The 16,979-nt window shown below is 51.1% G+C and carries 21 protein-coding genes and 1 tRNA gene; 2 read left to right on the forward strand and 20 right to left on the reverse strand.

What is annotated here, in order from left to right; genetic code table 11:
* Positions 1 to 139 precede the first annotated feature (139 nt).
* The gene (locus GA0061071_RS15185) at positions 140 to 901 is read right to left on the reverse strand and encodes a class I SAM-dependent methyltransferase (protein WP_088237760.1); all 762 of its coding nucleotides are present in this window, start codon (positions 899 to 901) and stop codon (positions 140 to 142) included.
* A 108-nt stretch (positions 902 to 1,009) separates the two neighbouring features.
* Between GA0061071_RS15185 and GA0061071_RS15190 the strand changes: the two genes are divergently transcribed.
* The gene (locus GA0061071_RS15190; RefSeq protein ID WP_088237759.1) at positions 1,010 to 1,804 is read left to right on the forward strand and encodes a helix-turn-helix transcriptional regulator; all 795 of its coding nucleotides are present in this window, start codon (positions 1,010 to 1,012) and stop codon (positions 1,802 to 1,804) included.
* Between the two features lie 33 nt (positions 1,805 to 1,837).
* On the opposite strand, the gene ymcF is transcribed toward GA0061071_RS15190, so the two are convergent.
* The 17 genes from ymcF to GA0061071_RS15270 all read right to left on the reverse strand — a co-directional run bounded on the left by ymcF (position 1,838) and on the right by GA0061071_RS15270 (position 14,394).
* The gene (ymcF, locus tag GA0061071_RS23630; RefSeq protein WP_245191432.1) at positions 1,838 to 2,056 is read right to left on the reverse strand and encodes a cold shock small protein YmcF; all 219 of its coding nucleotides are present in this window, start codon (positions 2,054 to 2,056) and stop codon (positions 1,838 to 1,840) included.
* Positions 2,037 to 2,252: a transcription antiterminator/RNA stability regulator CspE gene (gene cspE / locus GA0061071_RS15200; protein ID WP_061493275.1), complete on the reverse strand. Its 216-nt coding sequence runs from the start codon at positions 2,250 to 2,252 to the stop codon at positions 2,037 to 2,039. Before cspE ends, ymcF begins: the two co-directional genes overlap by 20 nt.
* 286 nt (positions 2,253 to 2,538) lie before the next feature.
* Positions 2,539 to 2,811: a GNAT family N-acetyltransferase gene (locus GA0061071_RS15205; protein WP_061493274.1), complete on the reverse strand. Its 273-nt coding sequence runs from the start codon at positions 2,809 to 2,811 to the stop codon at positions 2,539 to 2,541.
* Between the two features lie 12 nt (positions 2,812 to 2,823).
* Positions 2,824 to 3,054 (reverse strand): 4Fe-4S mono-cluster protein YjdI, encoded by a 231-nt coding sequence (yjdI, locus tag GA0061071_RS15210; protein ID WP_061493273.1) that lies wholly within the window; start codon positions 3,052 to 3,054, stop codon positions 2,824 to 2,826.
* Between the two features lie 76 nt (positions 3,055 to 3,130).
* A complete protein-coding gene (locus tag GA0061071_RS15215; RefSeq protein WP_061493272.1) occupies positions 3,131 to 3,631 on the reverse strand; it encodes a P-loop nucleotide/nucleoside kinase family protein in 501 nt (166 codons plus the stop codon).
* Positions 3,632 to 3,828: 197 nt separating this feature from the next.
* A complete protein-coding gene (locus GA0061071_RS15220; protein ID WP_088237848.1) occupies positions 3,829 to 4,719 on the reverse strand; it encodes an oxidoreductase in 891 nt (296 codons plus the stop codon).
* A gap of 263 nt (positions 4,720 to 4,982) precedes the next feature.
* Positions 4,983 to 6,527 (reverse strand): methyl-accepting chemotaxis protein, encoded by a 1,545-nt coding sequence (locus GA0061071_RS15225; protein ID WP_170933842.1) that lies wholly within the window; start codon positions 6,525 to 6,527, stop codon positions 4,983 to 4,985.
* Between the two features lie 363 nt (positions 6,528 to 6,890).
* Positions 6,891 to 7,316, reverse strand: a complete 426-nt coding sequence (arsC, locus tag GA0061071_RS15230; protein WP_061493270.1) for a glutaredoxin-dependent arsenate reductase — start codon at positions 7,314 to 7,316, stop codon at positions 6,891 to 6,893.
* Between the two features lie 12 nt (positions 7,317 to 7,328).
* On the reverse strand, positions 7,329 to 8,618 hold the full coding sequence (locus GA0061071_RS15235) for an arsenic transporter (protein WP_061493269.1): 1,290 nt from the start codon (positions 8,616 to 8,618) through the stop codon (positions 7,329 to 7,331).
* Between the two features lie 46 nt (positions 8,619 to 8,664).
* Positions 8,665 to 10,416, reverse strand: a complete 1,752-nt coding sequence (gene arsA, locus GA0061071_RS15240) for an arsenical pump-driving ATPase (protein WP_088237758.1) — start codon at positions 10,414 to 10,416, stop codon at positions 8,665 to 8,667.
* Between the two features lie 17 nt (positions 10,417 to 10,433).
* Positions 10,434 to 10,796: an arsenite efflux transporter metallochaperone ArsD gene (arsD, locus tag GA0061071_RS15245; protein ID WP_061493267.1), complete on the reverse strand. Its 363-nt coding sequence runs from the start codon at positions 10,794 to 10,796 to the stop codon at positions 10,434 to 10,436.
* A gap of 45 nt (positions 10,797 to 10,841) precedes the next feature.
* A complete protein-coding gene (gene arsR, locus GA0061071_RS15250; RefSeq protein WP_061493266.1) occupies positions 10,842 to 11,192 on the reverse strand; it encodes an As(III)-sensing metalloregulatory transcriptional repressor ArsR in 351 nt (116 codons plus the stop codon).
* Positions 11,193 to 11,547: 355 nt separating this feature from the next.
* Positions 11,548 to 11,874, reverse strand: coding sequence for a DUF1493 family protein (locus tag GA0061071_RS15255; protein WP_088237847.1), 327 nt, complete (start codon positions 11,872 to 11,874; stop codon positions 11,548 to 11,550).
* Positions 11,840 to 12,052: an STM2901 family protein gene (locus GA0061071_RS23840; RefSeq protein ID WP_476737404.1), complete on the reverse strand. Its 213-nt coding sequence runs from the start codon at positions 12,050 to 12,052 to the stop codon at positions 11,840 to 11,842. The genes GA0061071_RS15255 and GA0061071_RS23840 overlap by 35 nt, the downstream gene beginning before the upstream one ends.
* 181 nt (positions 12,053 to 12,233) lie before the next feature.
* Positions 12,234 to 12,764 (reverse strand): hypothetical protein, encoded by a 531-nt coding sequence (locus GA0061071_RS15260; RefSeq protein WP_088237757.1) that lies wholly within the window; start codon positions 12,762 to 12,764, stop codon positions 12,234 to 12,236.
* A gap of 320 nt (positions 12,765 to 13,084) precedes the next feature.
* The gene (locus tag GA0061071_RS15265; RefSeq protein ID WP_088237756.1) at positions 13,085 to 13,960 is read right to left on the reverse strand and encodes an AraC family transcriptional regulator; all 876 of its coding nucleotides are present in this window, start codon (positions 13,958 to 13,960) and stop codon (positions 13,085 to 13,087) included.
* 360 nt (positions 13,961 to 14,320) lie between these two features.
* Positions 14,321 to 14,394, reverse strand: a tRNA-Gly gene (locus tag GA0061071_RS15270).
* 301 nt (positions 14,395 to 14,695) lie between these two features.
* On the opposite strand from GA0061071_RS15270, the gene GA0061071_RS15275 reads away from it, so the two are divergent.
* Complete coding sequence (locus GA0061071_RS15275) at positions 14,696 to 15,112, forward strand: hypothetical protein (RefSeq protein ID WP_061493262.1); 417 nt, start codon at positions 14,696 to 14,698, stop codon at positions 15,110 to 15,112.
* 54 nt (positions 15,113 to 15,166) lie between these two features.
* Here the strand turns inward: GA0061071_RS15275 and actS are convergent, their stop codons facing one another.
* Positions 15,167 to 15,910, reverse strand: coding sequence for an amidase activator ActS (gene actS / locus GA0061071_RS15280; RefSeq protein WP_061493261.1), 744 nt, complete (start codon positions 15,908 to 15,910; stop codon positions 15,167 to 15,169).
* Positions 15,911 to 15,976: 66 nt separating this feature from the next.
* Positions 15,977 to 16,876: a LysR family transcriptional regulator gene (locus GA0061071_RS15285; RefSeq protein WP_088237754.1), complete on the reverse strand. Its 900-nt coding sequence runs from the start codon at positions 16,874 to 16,876 to the stop codon at positions 15,977 to 15,979.
* Positions 16,877 to 16,979 lie beyond the last annotated feature (103 nt).

Here is a 16,979-nt window from a genome sequence, read left to right on the forward strand (position 1 = left end):
CCACCTATGTGAAATTGACTTTAGGGCAGAAAATGCACGAGAACTATTGTGCAAAAGCACTTATTTACCGCTGGTTTATTAAAAAGTGACGTTGAGATACCCCGGCAGTCAGCGCAGCCGGGGGGAGCGGCGGGCGCGATCAGGCTTGCGTCTGAAACATCAGCGTATCGGACGTAAACGAGCCATCTTCGCGGATCCGGAAATGCTGTTTTACCTCTTCGGAGGTGTGGTTTTGCAGATAACGGATGGCGGCACGCAATACCTCCGGTGTTTTCATGCGCTCTACCCATGAGTTGTACTCCAGCGCCAGTCTGTCCGTCGCCATTTTTTGCACCGTCATGCCGCTTTGCTGAGTCATATGCAGCCACTCAGCCGGCGAGTAGTTACGCACATGCGAAGGATCGCGCAGCACTTCGATGGTTTGCAGCCAGATGTCCAGCACCGGCTGACCGGGTGAGGCAATATCCATCAAGATAAATTTCCCACCCGGCTTGAGCACGCGTTTCACCTCGCGCAGAGCCTGCGCCACATCATGCCAGTGGTGGGCGGAGTAGCGGCTGATCACCACGTCAAAGCTGCTATCGGCAAAGGGCAATTTTTCTGCTGCCCCCTGGGAGGTGGTGATATTTGCAAGATGACGTTCGTGAGCGGCCTGGCGCACTACATCGAGCATCTTTTCCGACAAGTCATAGGCGGTGACCGCCCGGGCAATGCCTGCGGCAACAAAGCTCGCGTGGCCCGCACCACAACCCAAATCCAGTATGGCTGCACTGGTATCGTCTGCCAGCCACTGTGCCAGTCTGACTAAATCCGCCCCCTGGGCATGAACCTGACTCTGCAAATAGGCCTGCGCCTGATCGCCAAATTGCTGTTCCGTTAACTGATGATGATTAACCGCCATTCTTCTTTCCTTCTGTTAGCACGACAAAGCCTCTTTTTGGCGACTATAAGACGCTCTTTATAGTGGTACAATATGAGCACTTATACTGGTATTAATGAGTACCCCCCAATGGAAAATACCCTCTTTGCCGGCCCTAAAGCCCTGGGCGCTTTTTTGCGCTCGCAGCGGGAAAACACCGCGCCTGCGGATATTGGCTTGCCTGCTCTTGGGCGACGTCGCACCCGTGGATTACGCCGGGAGGAAGTGGCGCAGCTCAGCGGTATCAGTACCACCTGGTACACCTGGATTGAACAGGGGCGTGACATCGTGGTGTCGCCGCAAACCCTGTCGAATATCGCCAACGTGCTGAAGATGAAACCCACCGAGCGCAGCTACTTGTTTCATCTGGCCATGCAAAACGATCCGCAGGAAGAACAGGTCGTCACGGTAGAAAAAGAGGTGTTGGCAACCGTCACTCAGATGACCTGTCCCTGTTATCTGCTGGATTTAACCTGGAATATGCTGGCATGGAATGCGCCTGCCGAAGCGCTGTTCAGCGGTTGGCTGGACGAAGATCCACAGCCGAATATGATGAGTTTTATGTTCCGCCACCCACTGTCCCGCCAGCTGGTTGCTGACTGGGAGAGCCGCGCAAGCCGCATCGTGGCGGAACTGCGTGCAGACGCGATGCACTATCCGCACGATCGGGAGCTCAATAACTTTGTGCAGGGTCTCAGTCATGACAGTGAGTTATTCCGCGACTTCTGGTCGCGCCAGCAGGTGGTAGTGCGCGAAGGGGGCGAGCGCGTGTTTCATCATCCGCAGCAGGGAGAAGTGCACTATCGCCAGATGACCTGGCAATTGACCAGCAATCGCTCGATAAAAATGATTATGTTAATGGCAGGATCAGTCGTGCAGAAATAAAAAAATCAGGCCAGTAAACTGGCCTGATTTTTATTATTTGCGAAAATCCAGTGGTGCCTGAGAGGACTGAACCCACGCGGTGAAATTATTAAATGCAATCATTGTAGATTTGCAAAAAATACATTTCGCGCCAGCCGGGTTCTTTTCAGTTACATCAAAACTGGAAATCCGGTATTGCGACCCGCTACAGCACGGGCAGCGAAAATGAATACGGTTCGTAATTTCTAAATCCTTAGCGAACCACAACGACATTTGCAGCCGCCGGGCCTTTCGCACCATTTTCAATGGCGAATTCAACTTCTTGATTTTCTTCAAGAGTACGGTAGTTATCGCTCTGGATCGCAGAGAAGTGTACGAATACATCTTTGCTGCCATCTTTCGGCGTGATAAAACCGAAGCCTTTCTCAGCGTTGAACCATTTTACGATACCAGTCATTTTAGCAGACATTCTTGTTACCTTCTGTTTTTTTAGCCTTTTCGGCAGTAATGGTCTGAAGCATTATTTTATTCAGAGTGTAAAGCGAAGACCCAAAAAGAAGTAGCAAGGAGGTACTTAGAGATGAGAAAGACTTTAGTGAACTGCTGGAGATAATGGTTATCAAACCGACGGTGCATTAACGCATGGCTGAAGAAGGGATGCAAGCATTAATTAAAAAATATTTTATTGTCGCCTGCCGCATTGATGGTGCCATCGTGTGAAAAGAAAACGCACCGGCTCATGCCGGTGCAGATGATTACGCGCGGATATCGTCATATTCGCGTGTATTATCAAACTCATGTTTGGCGAAAGGACACAGCGGAATAATTTTGCGGTGCTCTGCACGCATTTTTTCTACCACTTTCGCCACCAACTGTTTACCGACACCTTGCCCTTTCAGGCTTTCATCAACATCGGTATGTTCGATAATGCTTAGGTGCTCGCCGGTGGGAACAAAAACGATTTCCGCTACCTGATTGCCTGCGGCGTCGTTCACGTAAAACTTGTTATGACCTTCCAGAATGTCCATGCGTTGTCTCACTCAGTTATGGCGGTACTTCAAGGCACCGCTCGGGCAGGTATCAATGACGTTCACTACCGTTGCGACATCCACTTCATCGGGGATGATCCACGGCTTGCGCTTCAGGTTGAACAGCTTTGAACTGCCACGTACGCAATTACCGGCGTGCTGGCAAATGTGGGTATTGAAGTACACATCAATCTTCTCGCCGGTGTATACGCGGTAACCCGCATCCAGTAGTTCCTTATCCATGACATTGCCTCAATTATTATGTGTGTTGCACAAGTAAGCATAGCCCGGTCATCAGACTACAAGGTTGTACAGCCTTTCAGCAATATCGGCGAATCTGAAAGCCTTCCGCCTCGGTGGGTTCCACAAAGTAGCGCGTGATCTGTTCGAACTGCTCGTCAGTGGCGGCAAAATCATGCTCACCTGTGGCATTGCGTGCGCGCAGTCGCGCTTTGCAAACGTCATCGCTGACTTGCAAGTAGTGCAACAAATGGTGGGCACCAGACTGATCAATAATCTCTTTAAGCCACTGTCGACTGGTCAGCGTATTGGCCGGAAAATCCAGCACCACATTGACGCCCGCCTGGAGTAAAGCAACGACATGCGGCCTGATGGCCAGTTTTAGCTTTGCAGAATAATGGACATAATCCTGAACACTGTGCAAAACATCGCGAAAAAGAAGCGATAACCAACGATCTTCGCTCAACATCACGGTACCAGGCGCTGTCATCAGTTCAGCGGCAAGGGTTGATTTGCCAGAGGCAATCTTGCCGCACAGGATATGCAACATCGGGCGAGCAACGGAAACGGGAGCTGTCATACTGAGTCACCTCACAGGTTGTCACCAGTAAGGCTCCCGCCGTACTGGCGGGAAACAGAGATGAACGCTATCCCACCACACGATTTGCGGTGCGAATAATGCTCATTGCAAACATCAATACGGAATATCTTTTGTTCATGATTTCAACGTAACAGCAATGTCGCCGGGTTGCCAGTATTGCGTTATCTCGGCGGCGTTTAGCCCGGCCCGTCGCTGCCGGCAGCCAGCAGGGGCACAATCACATCACTAAATGGCGTGGGGATACCGTGTTTTTTGCCGTACCGCTGTACCACGCCATTACGGATGTCCCATTCCAGAGGGCGCCCCGCCTGGCGGTCTGCAAGAATCGAGGTGCCCAGGTCGGCAGGCGCACGCTGAAAACCGGCCACAATCTCCTGCGGCACAGCATCCCCTAACGTAGCCCCTTCCGCACGGGCAACCGCGAGGCACTCCTGCAAATAGTCCATCGCCAGTGTGGTGATGTCGTTGCGCGAGAACATGCCGGCGCGACGCCCTGATAAAACCATTAGCCCGGCAGCTGCATTCTGCAACAGCTTGCGCCACGCAACAGAGATGAAATCGGGAGAAAGATCAACAGCGCAGCGAGTACCCTGCAATACGGTCTGCACACGTTTCGCGGCTGGCGTATCCGGCAGGGTAAGCCGGGGGGCTGCACGCAACCAGACGGAGGCGTCCGGCTCACGCTGCGCGGGAAACCACACGACAGATGGCAGCACTTCGGCCCCCGCCACGTACGGCGTAATTTGCGCTTTTTGCTCCACGCCGTTTTGCAGTGCGCACACCACGGTATTTTCATTGCACAGCACCTTCAGCCACGCCGCACTTGCCGCCAGTTGCGTGGTTTTGGTCGCCACAAAAACCAGATCAAACGGCTGGTGAATGTCGCCCGGTTCAGTCAGCACCGGACCGGGTACCACAATATGTTCGTTATCGACACGCAAGATCAGCTGCGGGTGCGCCGTACGCCCGCACACCGTGGGCGTACGCCCGACTTCATGCAACGCCGCCACAATCGTGGTTCCGATTGCGCCAGGACCAATAAGGGCGACGCTGGGGTTATCTGACACCATCTCACTCTCCTGATTATCACGTGCCGCCCCGATAGCGGCAGTCATCACACACACTATGATACGCACTGAAGTCGATCACAAATGTGTCAATAAAAGAAACAGTGCTGTTTTGTGCGAATCGTTCGGTAAGAGCAGAGAAGAGGCGTTTTCATCCGGCAATGGGGATAATAAGACAAACGGGATACGTAAGATGCTTCGTAGTGGGAGTGACATCCGCGAGCCTGGGTAATCACAGGCTCGCGTTAATGACTCGATGGGGATTACCTGCCGGTATTAAAGAAAGCGACGGTCTCCGTCAGACGCCGGGTTTGCTCTTCCAGCGCACTTGCCGCTGATACCGCCTGCTGCACCAGCGCGGTGTTTTGCTGCGTCACCGCATCAATTTGAACAATCGCTTCGTTAACATGGCTGATCCCTTTGCTCTGTTCGTCGGTGGCAACGGAGATTTCCGACATGATATCTGACACACGTTTCACCGCGACAATCATCTCATCGATGTTGTTACCGGCAAGTTTGATCTGCGATGAACCGTTATTGACCCGCTCAACGGACTCTTCCACCAGGCCTTTTATCTCCTGCGCCGCCTGAGAGCTGCGTAATGACAGACTGCGCACTTCACCGGCGACAACGGCGAACCCTCGTCCCTGTTCACCGGCTCTTGCCGCTTCAACCGCCGCATTCAGCGCCAGGATATTGGTCTGGAACGCGATACCGTTAACCACTTCAATAATGCTGGCAATTTTCCCGGCGCTTTCAGAAATGCCATTCATGGTGTCATTCATGCCTTGCATCACCACGCCGCCGCGCGAAGCAATATCCACTGCTTCACTCGCCAGTTTGCGCGCCTGCCCGGCGTTTTCCGCATTTTGTTTTACGGCTGCGGTGATCTCTTCCATGCTGGAGGAAGTTCTTTCCAGCGACATGGCTTGCTGTTCAGAATGCGAAGCAATCTCCTGGTTTCCGGCGACAATGTCATGGGTGCTGGTGTTGATGATCTCCGCGCCATCACGGATATCTTCAATTACCGCAGTCAGTTGCTCTCGCATCACCCCCATTTCGTGGATCAGGCTTGAACTGTCGCCCGCTTTTTTATTTACCGGATGAGAGAGATCCCCGGCGGCAATTCGCGCTGCCACATCTGCGGCATAACGTGGCTCGCCCCCCAGAGTCCGTAGTGTACCCCGGTTAATCAGGTAGACGAGGATCGAGAGCAGAATGCTGATCGCCGCAAACTCAATGAGATTCTGGTAGAGCGACACCAGAAAGGCTTCATCAATATCATCAACATACAGCCCGGTGGTAATGATCCAGCCCCAGGGTGCCCACGGAATGTTGTAAGCAATTTTCGGTTGCGCTTTCGTCTCACCCGGGCGGGGGAAAACGTAAGCGGTATAACCGGCATGATTACCCTGCGTTACTGACACCATATCCCGGAAAATATAAACCCCGTTGGCATCGGCAATATCCGGCCCTTTGCCAATCAGTTTGGCATTGATCGGGTGCATAATGACCTGCGCCTGATTATTCACGATCGTGAAATAACCGGTTTCACCATAGCGCAGATCCTTAATTAATTGAGTGGCGCGCTGTTGTGCTTCCGCTTGTGAAATCAATCCCTTATCAGCCATGTCAGCCTGCGTTTTCACGATGCTGAGGGCCAGTTGCGAAACATGCAGTAACTCGTTTTTCCGCAGTGTCAGTTGGTCGTCTTTGACCGTCAGGGAACCGTAGAGCAGTGTTCCAGCCAGGCACAATAGCGCTACGATGAGAGGGAGCCAAAGTTTTTGCGCAAGAGATAGTTTCATGGCAGGAGTACCTATTGTTGTTTTATATGGCGGGTACAGCATCGGCCGTAGGGTTTCAGACCGCGCCTTATCTCTTTATCGGAAAGAGATAACAGCGGGTTAATCGATAGAAGTGATATATATATTCTTCTTAACCGCTTTTGGGTTATTAAAAATTTAACCAATTAATAACTAACGCGTTATTTTTCGTCAGATTAATTAACCTTTTGAATATCTTTGTATAAAGTCGAGCGTGATCACAATAATGCGCAGGAAGGCGCGAGAAGCGGAAGACGACGAATTCCTGTGAGGAAGTTATACAGGGAAACACCATGCATGATGCAGGATCATCGAGGAATCTGGGGGCGGTTGCCCCCGTCATCGTTATTTCAGGCGTTTACCTGCACCATCAACAACCTGCTCGCCATCTTCTTTTACAAAAGCGCCTTTTTGCGCATCCGGAAGAATATCCAGCACAACCTCAGACGGGCGGCACAGGCGTGTTCCGCGTGGAGTCACGACAATCGGACGGTTAATCAGGATGGGATGTTGCAACATAAAATCGATTAACTGATCGTCCGTGAATTTATCTTCCGCAAGATTCAGCTCTTCGTAGGGCTCAACGTTTTTACGCAGCAGAGCCCGTACTGAAATCCTCATATCTTCGATAAGTTTAACCAGCTCATCGCGCGACGGCGGAGTCTCCAGATAATGAATAATTGTCGGTTCAGTGCCGCTGTTGCGGATCATCTCCAGTGTATTACGCGACGTACCGCAGGCCGGGTTGTGGTAAATGGTGATGTTGCTCATATCAGTATCTCATTACAAAGTGAAAGAGAGACGTAGCGCCAGCGCGGCCAGCGTTACAAACAGCACAGGCAACGTCATGATAATCCCGGTACGGAAATAGTAGCCCCAGGTGATCGTCATCGTCTTCTGTGAAAGTACGTGCAGCCAGAGCAGCGTTGCCAGGCTACCAATCGGTGTAATCTTTGGCCCCAGGTCACAGCCAATGACGTTGGCATAAATCATTGCCTCTTTGACCACACCAGATGCCGAGCTGCCATCAATAGACAATGCGCCTACCAACACGGTGGGCATATTGTTCATGATGGAGGAGAGGAATGCGGTCAGGAACCCTGTTCCCAGCGTCGCTGCCCAGAGGCCTTTTTCCGCCAATATGTTCAGCACACCGGAGAGATATTCCGTTAGCCCGGCGTTGCGCAAGCCATAAACCACCAGATACATTCCGAGCGAGAAAATCACAATCTGCCAGGGCGCACCTCTTAATACCTTGCCGGTGTTAATGGCATGACCACGCTTTGCAACGGCAAACAAAATCACGGCCCCCACTGCCGCAATCGCGCTCACCGGAATACCGAGCGGTTCCAGCACAAAAAAGCCAATCAGCAGAAGGAGTAAGACTATCCAGCCGGTTTTGAACGTAGCCAGATCTTTAATGGCTTTTGTTGGTGTCTTAAGGAGAGTCAGATCGTAAGTCGGCGGGATATCTTTGCGAAAGAAGAGATGCAACATTACCAGCGTGGCAACAATGGCGGCGATATCAACTGGCACCATCACCGACGCATATTCAGTGAACCCCAGGTCAAAGAAGTCTGCTGAAACGATATTCACCAGGTTCGACACAATCAGCGGCAGGCTGGCCGTATCGGCAATAAACCCGGCGGCCATCACGAAGGCCAGCGTTGTGCCTTTGCTGAACCCTAATGCCAGCAGCATAGCAATCACGATCGGTGTAAGGATTAACGCTGCGCCATCGTTAGCAAACAATGCCGCTACCGCTGCGCCGAGCAGGACGATGTACGTGAACAACAGGCGCCCCCGCCCCTTCCCCCAACGGGAAACGTGCAGTGCGGCCCATTCAAAAAATCCCGATTCATCAAGCAGTAGGCTGATAATAATGACCGCAATAAACGTGGCGGTCGCATTCCAGACGATATTCCACACCACGGGAATATCCCCCACATGTACCACACCGGAAACCAGCGCCAGTATCGCACCCAGCGTCGCGCTCCAGCCAATCCCTAACCCCTTCGGCTGCCAGATAACCAGAACAATGGTCAGGACAAAAATAGCGCCTGCCAGTAACATACATCCTCCTGAAAGGGCGACGCTGCCGCCCTGTATATCCCCAAAATTAACCCACTAATTCCCTGAGTTTTTCGATGCCCGCAGGCTCACACGCCCGTACCGGAACAAGCGCTATACGTTTAGCGTGCTGCCGCCTGACGGCTTCAATCTGAGGGAGCTCCTGCCGGGCGCGCTGGCAAAGCAGGGGTGAGTGAGTCTCTGCAATGGAAAGGCTGTTGTTGATAATCCATCCCCAGGGATGAATCCCCGCCCTTTCAAGATCGGCCTGCAAATTTGCCGCCTCCAACACAGGGGTCGTTTCAGGAAGCGTGACCAGTAGCACTTTGGTGCGATCAGGGTCCTGAAGCTGCATCATCGGCGTGGTGAAATGGCCTTTATCGCCCATTTTTCTCGCAATCTCACGGTGATACGCACCGGTAGCATCAAGCAGTAATAGCGTATGCCCGGTAGGTGCCGTATCCATCACTACAAACCGCTTACCCGCCTCCCGGATCACCCTGGAAAATGCCTGGAACACGGCAATTTCTTCAGTACAAGGAGAGCGTAAATCCTCTTCCAGCAGCCGTTTCCCCGCGTCATCCAGATCCTTACCCTTCGTCTCAAGGACATGCTGGCGATAGCGTTCGGTTTCGTCGTGCGGGTTGATCCTGCTGACCTGCAGGTTACTCAGGCTACCGTTGAGTGTTGCGCTGAGATGCGCAGCAGGATCGGAGGTGGTGAGATGCACATCAAATCCCCTGTCCGCTAAACTGACGGCGATAGCCGCCGCCATCGTCGTTTTCCCCACGCCGCCTTTTCCCATCAGCATAATCAGACCGTGTGTAGTGCGCGCGATTTCATCCACCAGGCCGGAAAGCGACTCGTACTCAGGTTTGGGGAGAATGTGCGTTTCCGTAAACGATGCTGACTCAAAACGGGGTTCGAATAGCCGCTTCAACGCGGACACACCCACCATGTTCACCGGCTGAAGAAATAAGGTGTCTGTCGGCAGCGCAGATAAACCCGCCGGAAGGTTAGCCAGTGCCGCCTGCTCCCGTTGCCATATCGCAGCCGCTAAGGCGTCACTTTCTGTTTCGGTTTCAGGCAGCACACCGTTAATAACCAGGTATTGATTTTTAAGGCCAAGCGTTGCCAGCTCGTCATGTGTGCGGGCCACTTCCTGCAGCGTTGATTTTTGCAGTCGTGCAACCAGCACAAGGCGGGTACGTTCGGGATCAGATAACGCCTCAACCGCATGTGCATATTGCTCACGTTGCTTTTCCAGCCCGGCCATCGGGCCGAGGCAGGAAGCCCCCTCCGGGTTACTGTCAATGAAGCTGCTCCAGGCTCCGGGAAGCTGGAGAAGACGGATGGTGTGACCTGTCGGCGCAGTATCAAAAATAATGTGATCAAAACGGGTCAGCAGAGAAGCGTCTGTCAATAAACCCGTGAACTCATCAAATGCCGCAATCTCTGTCGTGCATGCTCCCGACAGTTGCTCGCTGATACTGTTAACAACGTCATCAGGCAGAAGACCCTTGATAGGATCCACGATTCTGGCCCGGTATTGCTGAGCCGCATCCTGTGGATCGATCTCCAGCGCGGAAAGTCCGGGAACGGCTGCCACAGGGTGAATAGTGTTACCGATAGTCTGATCGAACACCTGACCAACATTGGAGGCAGGGTCGGTGCTGACCAGCAGAACCCGTTTGCCCTGCCCTGCCAGGCGGATGGCCGTTGCGCAGGAAATGGACGTTTTCCCCACGCCTCCCTTCCCGGTGAAAAACAGGTAAGGCGGGATACGCTGTAAAAATTTCATATGTCCTCCTGACATATTCAGCAGCAGGAAGAATCACCACCGCAGCAACGTGCGGGAGCCAACCCCACTTTCTCCAGTGGAATACCAAACCAGCGTGCCAGTTCAGCCCGTTTGGGGTATCGCCCTGCCATGACGGTTTCACCGTCAAGCAACAGCAACGGCAGACCTTCCGCTCCCGATGCTTCAAGGAATGCTTTTGCTTTCTCGTTCTGAACGAAGCTCATGGGCTGTTGCGCCAGGTTGTAACGTTCAACCTGTACACCACGCCCTTTTAGCCATTGCACATCCGCAGAGAAATCGACCAGAACCTGATCGACATCTGAACCGCATACGCCAGTACTGCAACACATCGCCGGATCAAACACCGTTAACGTTTTCATCGCCACTACCTCACATTCATAAAAACATATATGTTCAGGCAAATTTTAGATGCAAACAGCCTTGCCGCTACCCGAGCAGTTTGCCGATGCCAGCTTACGGGCGATGGCCTGTACGTCGTCCTGTTGGCTTAACCAGGCCTGCTCAATAACCTGAGCCGCCCACGAAGGAATATGCGGAGATAAGCGGTAATGCACCCATTTTCCCTGCTTGCGATCCAGCAACAACCCGCTTTCCCGGAGCATAGCCAGATGGCGGGATATCTTGGGCTGCGATTGATCCAGTGCGGTGCAAAGATCGCACACGCACAACTCACCCATCTCCCTGAGCAGTAGAACGATCCCCAGACGGGTTTCATCAGAGAGATATTTGAAAAGTTGCAGAGAAGTAAGTGACATTATGCCTCCTGATCATAGGGAGACAGAATACGCTGCAAATGAATAAAAGCAATCAACACATTTGAAAAATCATATATGTGTACAGCAATAAATGTTGAATCGCCACGGATAATCCAGGCACTTTTGGACCGTAAGTGAACGGCCCCCACACAGCTAAAGTGCTCCGGTGTGATGTGAGGTCGCACGCTATCCTTCGGCTTGCCCTTGAAGTGACCCGCCTCTTTGGTGATAGCAATCCCTTCGTTCTGATGATGCGGTATCAATAACCCTGGGTAACCCGATTATTGCTACAGCAATATCAGGTATCTATTTAATCCCCCCAGCGATATAACCAGCATGCTCTCTTTTCCCACCATCAATCATACAGCCAACGACCCGCTCTGGCGGATTCAATAATCATCTCAACGGTAAGCGGCTTGATTTTTATTTTTGGTTTCTTCTGCCAGAACGGATACACATATTCAATATAGTTACGGGTATCCATATTGCTGTAATCAATATTGAAATGCGTGAACACATCCAAAAGCATGTCTTCTGCGTCTTCTGGTACAAGCCGGAAATCATCGTTCAGGGACCACTCTTTGGTAATTTGCTTAAATCCAGGCCTGAACCAGTGTTCTCTAATAGAGTAGCGTTCCATTAGATAATCAATGACTTTCTTTTCGTCGTCGCGCTCGTCCATCAGATATACGCCCATTGAATGCGGTCTTGAGGTTTGGCAATAAGTTGTATTGTTTTCGAGTTTTGCTCATTACCTGTTGGATGGCCATTATAGCCATCGCGTACCCAAGGTAATAAATATATCTTCCCCAAAAGAGAGCGACCTCCTTTGTGAGAACCATTTTAAGGGAAGAATTCATGAGAGCGCCCCCAACCTGGCAATGCAGAACCGGAGCGGGTACGGGCAATAACAACCTGATGCCCGGACAGTGGTATTGTGGCGTGAGCACGTCACTAAGTTTGGTCGTCTTTTTTACAAGTGAAATGAATCCCGACTTTCGGCGAGCTTAGCCGTCTGTCGTAACATCGCCGCACTCATAATTAATCAGGTGTCACCGTGAAACGAAGCTCATATCCCCTACCTGTCGGCCAAACTTTTTTCTCTGAGGACACCTTCCACCCATCGACGGCATATTCACCGTATTTCCCGTCAGTTAGCGAACCCACAATCCTGGCAACTTTTCCAGGTGAAGTGGGAAACATCTTTTTCATTATCTCAAATGACCCGTTTATAAAATAGCTTCTGGCAATTTTGACTGCATCCGGGTCCTGGTTGTTCATATTAAGCATGAGCATCAATTTCTTCGTTTTGGTTTCATCACCGGACACATAGTAAGCGATATTGTTGTTCAACGTGTCGCCACTGTTCGGTGTTTCTATTTCAAAATAGGGTGTGCCACACGTATAATCTTCGCTACCTTCTGAGTAAGGTTTATAGGTTGACGGCGTTTTAATGAAAGGCATTTTTGAAAGAAAGTGGCAAGCATCAGAAGGAACAGGAGCAGGAGTGTTCGCAGCAAAACTTGAACTGGCGATAACGGATAATAATAAAAAAATACTCTTTTTGATCATGGGGAAAGTCCCTATTGTGCGAACCCATTGAGGTTTATCTTATTGCCCATGCGCTCTGTCATACATAAAAGATTACAAACTCTTCAGCAGTAATGATGGGCGTAAGTAAATAGCTTATCGACAAGTTCAGTAAATACTTTAATAAACTTCAAGATGCATTAATGGCTTGGCGTCCATTTTTTCGCAAATGCGAGAGGAACCACTTTCCTGGTGGTTAAACATCGCCCTTCAAGACATCAGCAAGCCATTAACCCGATTAGTGATATCACATTAAGCAGGGCAGCACACCCTCTGCCCCTGCCCCCGAACAGCATCCTGAATCACTTCAACGGCAAATAGATATCCGTGAGTAATTCATGTTCCGCTACCTCATGCACAAAGTTATGGTAATGAAAGAAAAGCGGGAAATCGCGAAGTTCCTCTCCACTCTCAGGCAACCAGTCACGGTACAGCGTCTTTGCCAACCCGGTTAACGCCTCATGCGCTCCCTGATGGCGTAATACCGCACATCGACCCGCAGGAATAACACTATTTATCACCCCGAAGCGATTGTCTTCCGCAATCGGTGACGTTATTGTTCCGCAAATATGGAACTCAAATTCATCCGGCGCAGTTAAGGTTGGATCGTGTGGTGCAATACCGTATGTCTGGCTGCTGGCAACAGGTGAATAACCCGTGCTTTTTCGCCATTCAATAAAGCGAGCCGCAGTTTCGTTTATCAGCTCCGGTTTTCCAGAATGCGTCAGCATTGCGACTGATGTCGCGGGGAAATTCATGATTCTGACCTGGCTTTGCATTGTTTGTCTCCTGGCTTTGTAAGGTTCGGATATGCGCTTATGCCAATCCACCCAAGGGGGTTGCTGGCGAAATTGCGTCGGTGACAGACCGAACATTTGCCTGAAAGCACGGCTAAATGATTCAGAATGCTGAAAACCGGCGTCAAACGCGATATCAGTGATTTTCTCTAACGGATTAAAAGCCAGCCGATAAGATGCGCGCTTTAATCGCATCATCTGTATGTAACGACCAGGTGGCATCCCACAATAACTGCAAAACTGACGATGGAAGTGAAATGGCGAGAAGTGAGCCACTTCACTGAGTTTTTCCAGTAACAAGGCGTCATCGAGATGATTGTCAATATAATCAAAGACCTGTTTAAAACGTCTGGCGTAACTATCAGTTTTATTATCACTCATGGCTTCCTCCGTGCGGCTTAATATGCTCGAAGGCGATTCAATTTGCCTGACCGATCTTGCCCAAAACAGTCACAGGAAACAGTATCCAACGGGCTATATCACGAACCTTTAACCAGACGAGCGCAGGAAACGCTACAAATTGAATAAACAAGAATCAGAAGGCGCCCCTGGATGTTCGGGCCATCTATCACGGTGTTCTTAAGAATAGCCGCCTCATGAGAGGGATCTTCGCCACTCCATGCGGTTTTCTTTATCATCACCCCTGAAGAAGCCCCAAAAGCCAGCAACGGAGATAATGCTTCATGCGCTGTCACGTATGGTTTAGAAAAAGATAGTGGAATGAATAGGTTAGGGGAATTCTGGAGCGGGCGAAGGGAATCGAACCCTCGTATAGAGCTTGGGAAGCTCTCGTTCTACCATTGAACTACGCCCGCGGTGAGGTGCGAGGGGCATTATAACCCGTTACGGCGACAGAGCAAGGTGAGTTTGCTGATAACCGCTGGAGTTTTAAGCAGTTAATCTTCACGGCTTAAACACCTCCCCATTTGTGCAACCCGCACATCGACTCCGCTGAGCCCGGCATTACGAAGACATCCTCTCTGCGCTACGCCTTTCCCGTAAGTCTTTGCGTTTCCCAGGCTAAATTGACAATAATTAGGACAACACCACCTCCCGCTTCGCTTTACGAGGAATAGCATATCCTGCGTAGTCACTACTTATTGGTTGGGGAAAAGGATGAACGTTAAGGCAATCTTTGTAGGCGTAGTTTTGGTGTCGGGTTCCATCAACAACGCACTGGCGGACAGTTGCCGGGAAAACATTTTTGGCGGGCAAGATTGCCGCTACGACAACGGTACAACCTCAAGCAGTCGGGCCAATATCTTCGGCGGACAGGATGTCCAATATAGCGACGGCAGAACGTCAACCAGCCGAGCCAATATTTTCGGCGGTCAGGATGTGAAAAACAGTGACGGCAGCAGTTCAACCAGCCGCGCGAACATTTTTGACGGCCAGGACACGCAATACAGTAATGGCGATAGCTCAACCAGCCGCGCCAATATTTTTGGTGGGCAGGACACCCACTACAGCAACGGTAAATCATCGACCAGCCGGGCAAATATCTTTAATGGCCAGGATACGCAGAATTATTAATTCGCGGCGCAATAACGCGCTAACAGGCCAGTCAGCGCCTGTTAGCGTGCTTTATTAGCATTTCGGTGGGCTACCTTGCGGAGGTAAATAACGCAGCGGATCGATAGCCGTCGCGCGATAACGCAACTGGAAGTGCAGCTTGACTGAATCCGTATCGCTGCTGCCCATGGTGGCAATCTTCTGCCCCGCTTTCACACTCTGCCCGTTATTCACCAGCAATGTGTCGTTATGGGCATAAGCGGTGATGTAATCTTCACTGTGCTTAATCATGATTAAATTGCCGTAACCACGCAGTTGGTTGCCGACATACACCACTTTCCCGGCCCCGGCGGCATAAATCGGTTGCCCGCGCGAACCGGCAATATCGATCCCTTTATTCCCACCTTCTGCGGTGGAATAGGTCATGACCACTTTCCCGGTCGTCGGCCAGCGCCAGCAACGGTCACCTACTGGCGGCCAGGAAGATTGCGGCACAGCAGAAGAGGGGACGACTTTCGCCGTTTTGCCGCTGCCTTTACCCGAGGAAGAGGCCGTTTTCGCACTGCCTTTCACTTTTAACTGCTGCCCGACTTCAATGGTATAGGGCGGTGAAAGGCCGTTCATGCCAGCCAGATCTTTAATACTGGTGCCGGTTATCCGGGAAATACGGTACAGGGTATCGCCCCGCTTCACCGTATAAACGCCGCCGGAATAACTGCCAACAGAAGATTTGTTCCCGGCGCAGCCTGCCATCAGCAATATAATTGCCAGGCACATCACCCTGCGCAACGGGTTTATCATCAGGCGTCCTGCACGCAAAACAGTTCCTCGAATAAAATAAAAGGCGACCTATGATAAGCAGCCACCGATGGGATGCCAACCCTTTCACGCCGGATGACGCGGAATCGGGTATCCCTGGGCAATAATTTCCATAATTTCCGGCAAATAGGGCATGGCTGGCATCTTCACCAGGGCCGGATAAAAGACCTGCGGCGACGGGAAAACCTCCACCACGTGACATTGCGACAGCTTGCTGGCGTCGACTTCTGAAGAAGGCAACAGCGTCGCCGCCGCAAGTCCGGATTCCAGCCACTCAAGAATCACACCTGGCTGGGTAATATGCATAATCACCTTCGGATTGCCGCCCGCTTTACGAAATAAATCGATCAGCATTTCATAGGTTCCGGCATCTTTCGCCCGGTGTAACAGCACCAGTGGAAACGCCGCCAACGCCTGATAATCAAACGGGCTGACGGGGACTTGTGGCAAACACTGCTTACTGATCACCGCCACTAACCGTACGGGATCGAACGAGACATAATCAAAACCTTCGCTGCGATAGGGTCGCTGAATCATCGCCAGATCGATAGTGCCTTCATTCAGCATGGTCTCTAAATGGCTGGAATCGGTGACCGAGATATTAATTTCCGCGTCGGGATGGCGTTTATAAAGCTCCAACAACAATGGCTTAAAATAGGATTGAAAAAGATGTGTTAAGCCAAGTCTTAACTGGAATTTCTCTTTATTGGCAATCGCCACCGTTTCGCGTGCAGTATCTTCCACCTGACGTAATATTTCACAGGCTTTACGATAAAGAAAATAACCGGCTTCGGTAGGTTCAATACGATTTCCCTGACGGGTAAACAACGAAACTTGCAGTTCTTCTTCCAGCTCCTGGATCCGTTTACTGAGCGGAGGCTGTGCCATATTCAGCACTTTCGCCGCCTGGCTTACTGAGCCCTGCTCCACCACGCGACAAAAATAACGCAATCTTTTCAAATCCATACAACATCTCTCCGCCATACCCGAATGCTCAGTATCCCACTTAGTGTGGCAAAGGAAAAGTCCGCGGCTTTAATCAATTCACCAACGTTAAATTAACAATTAT

It is taken from the genome of Kosakonia oryzendophytica (assembly GCF_900094925.1).
Classification (GTDB): Bacteria; Pseudomonadota; Gammaproteobacteria; order Enterobacterales; family Enterobacteriaceae; genus Kosakonia; species Kosakonia oryzendophytica.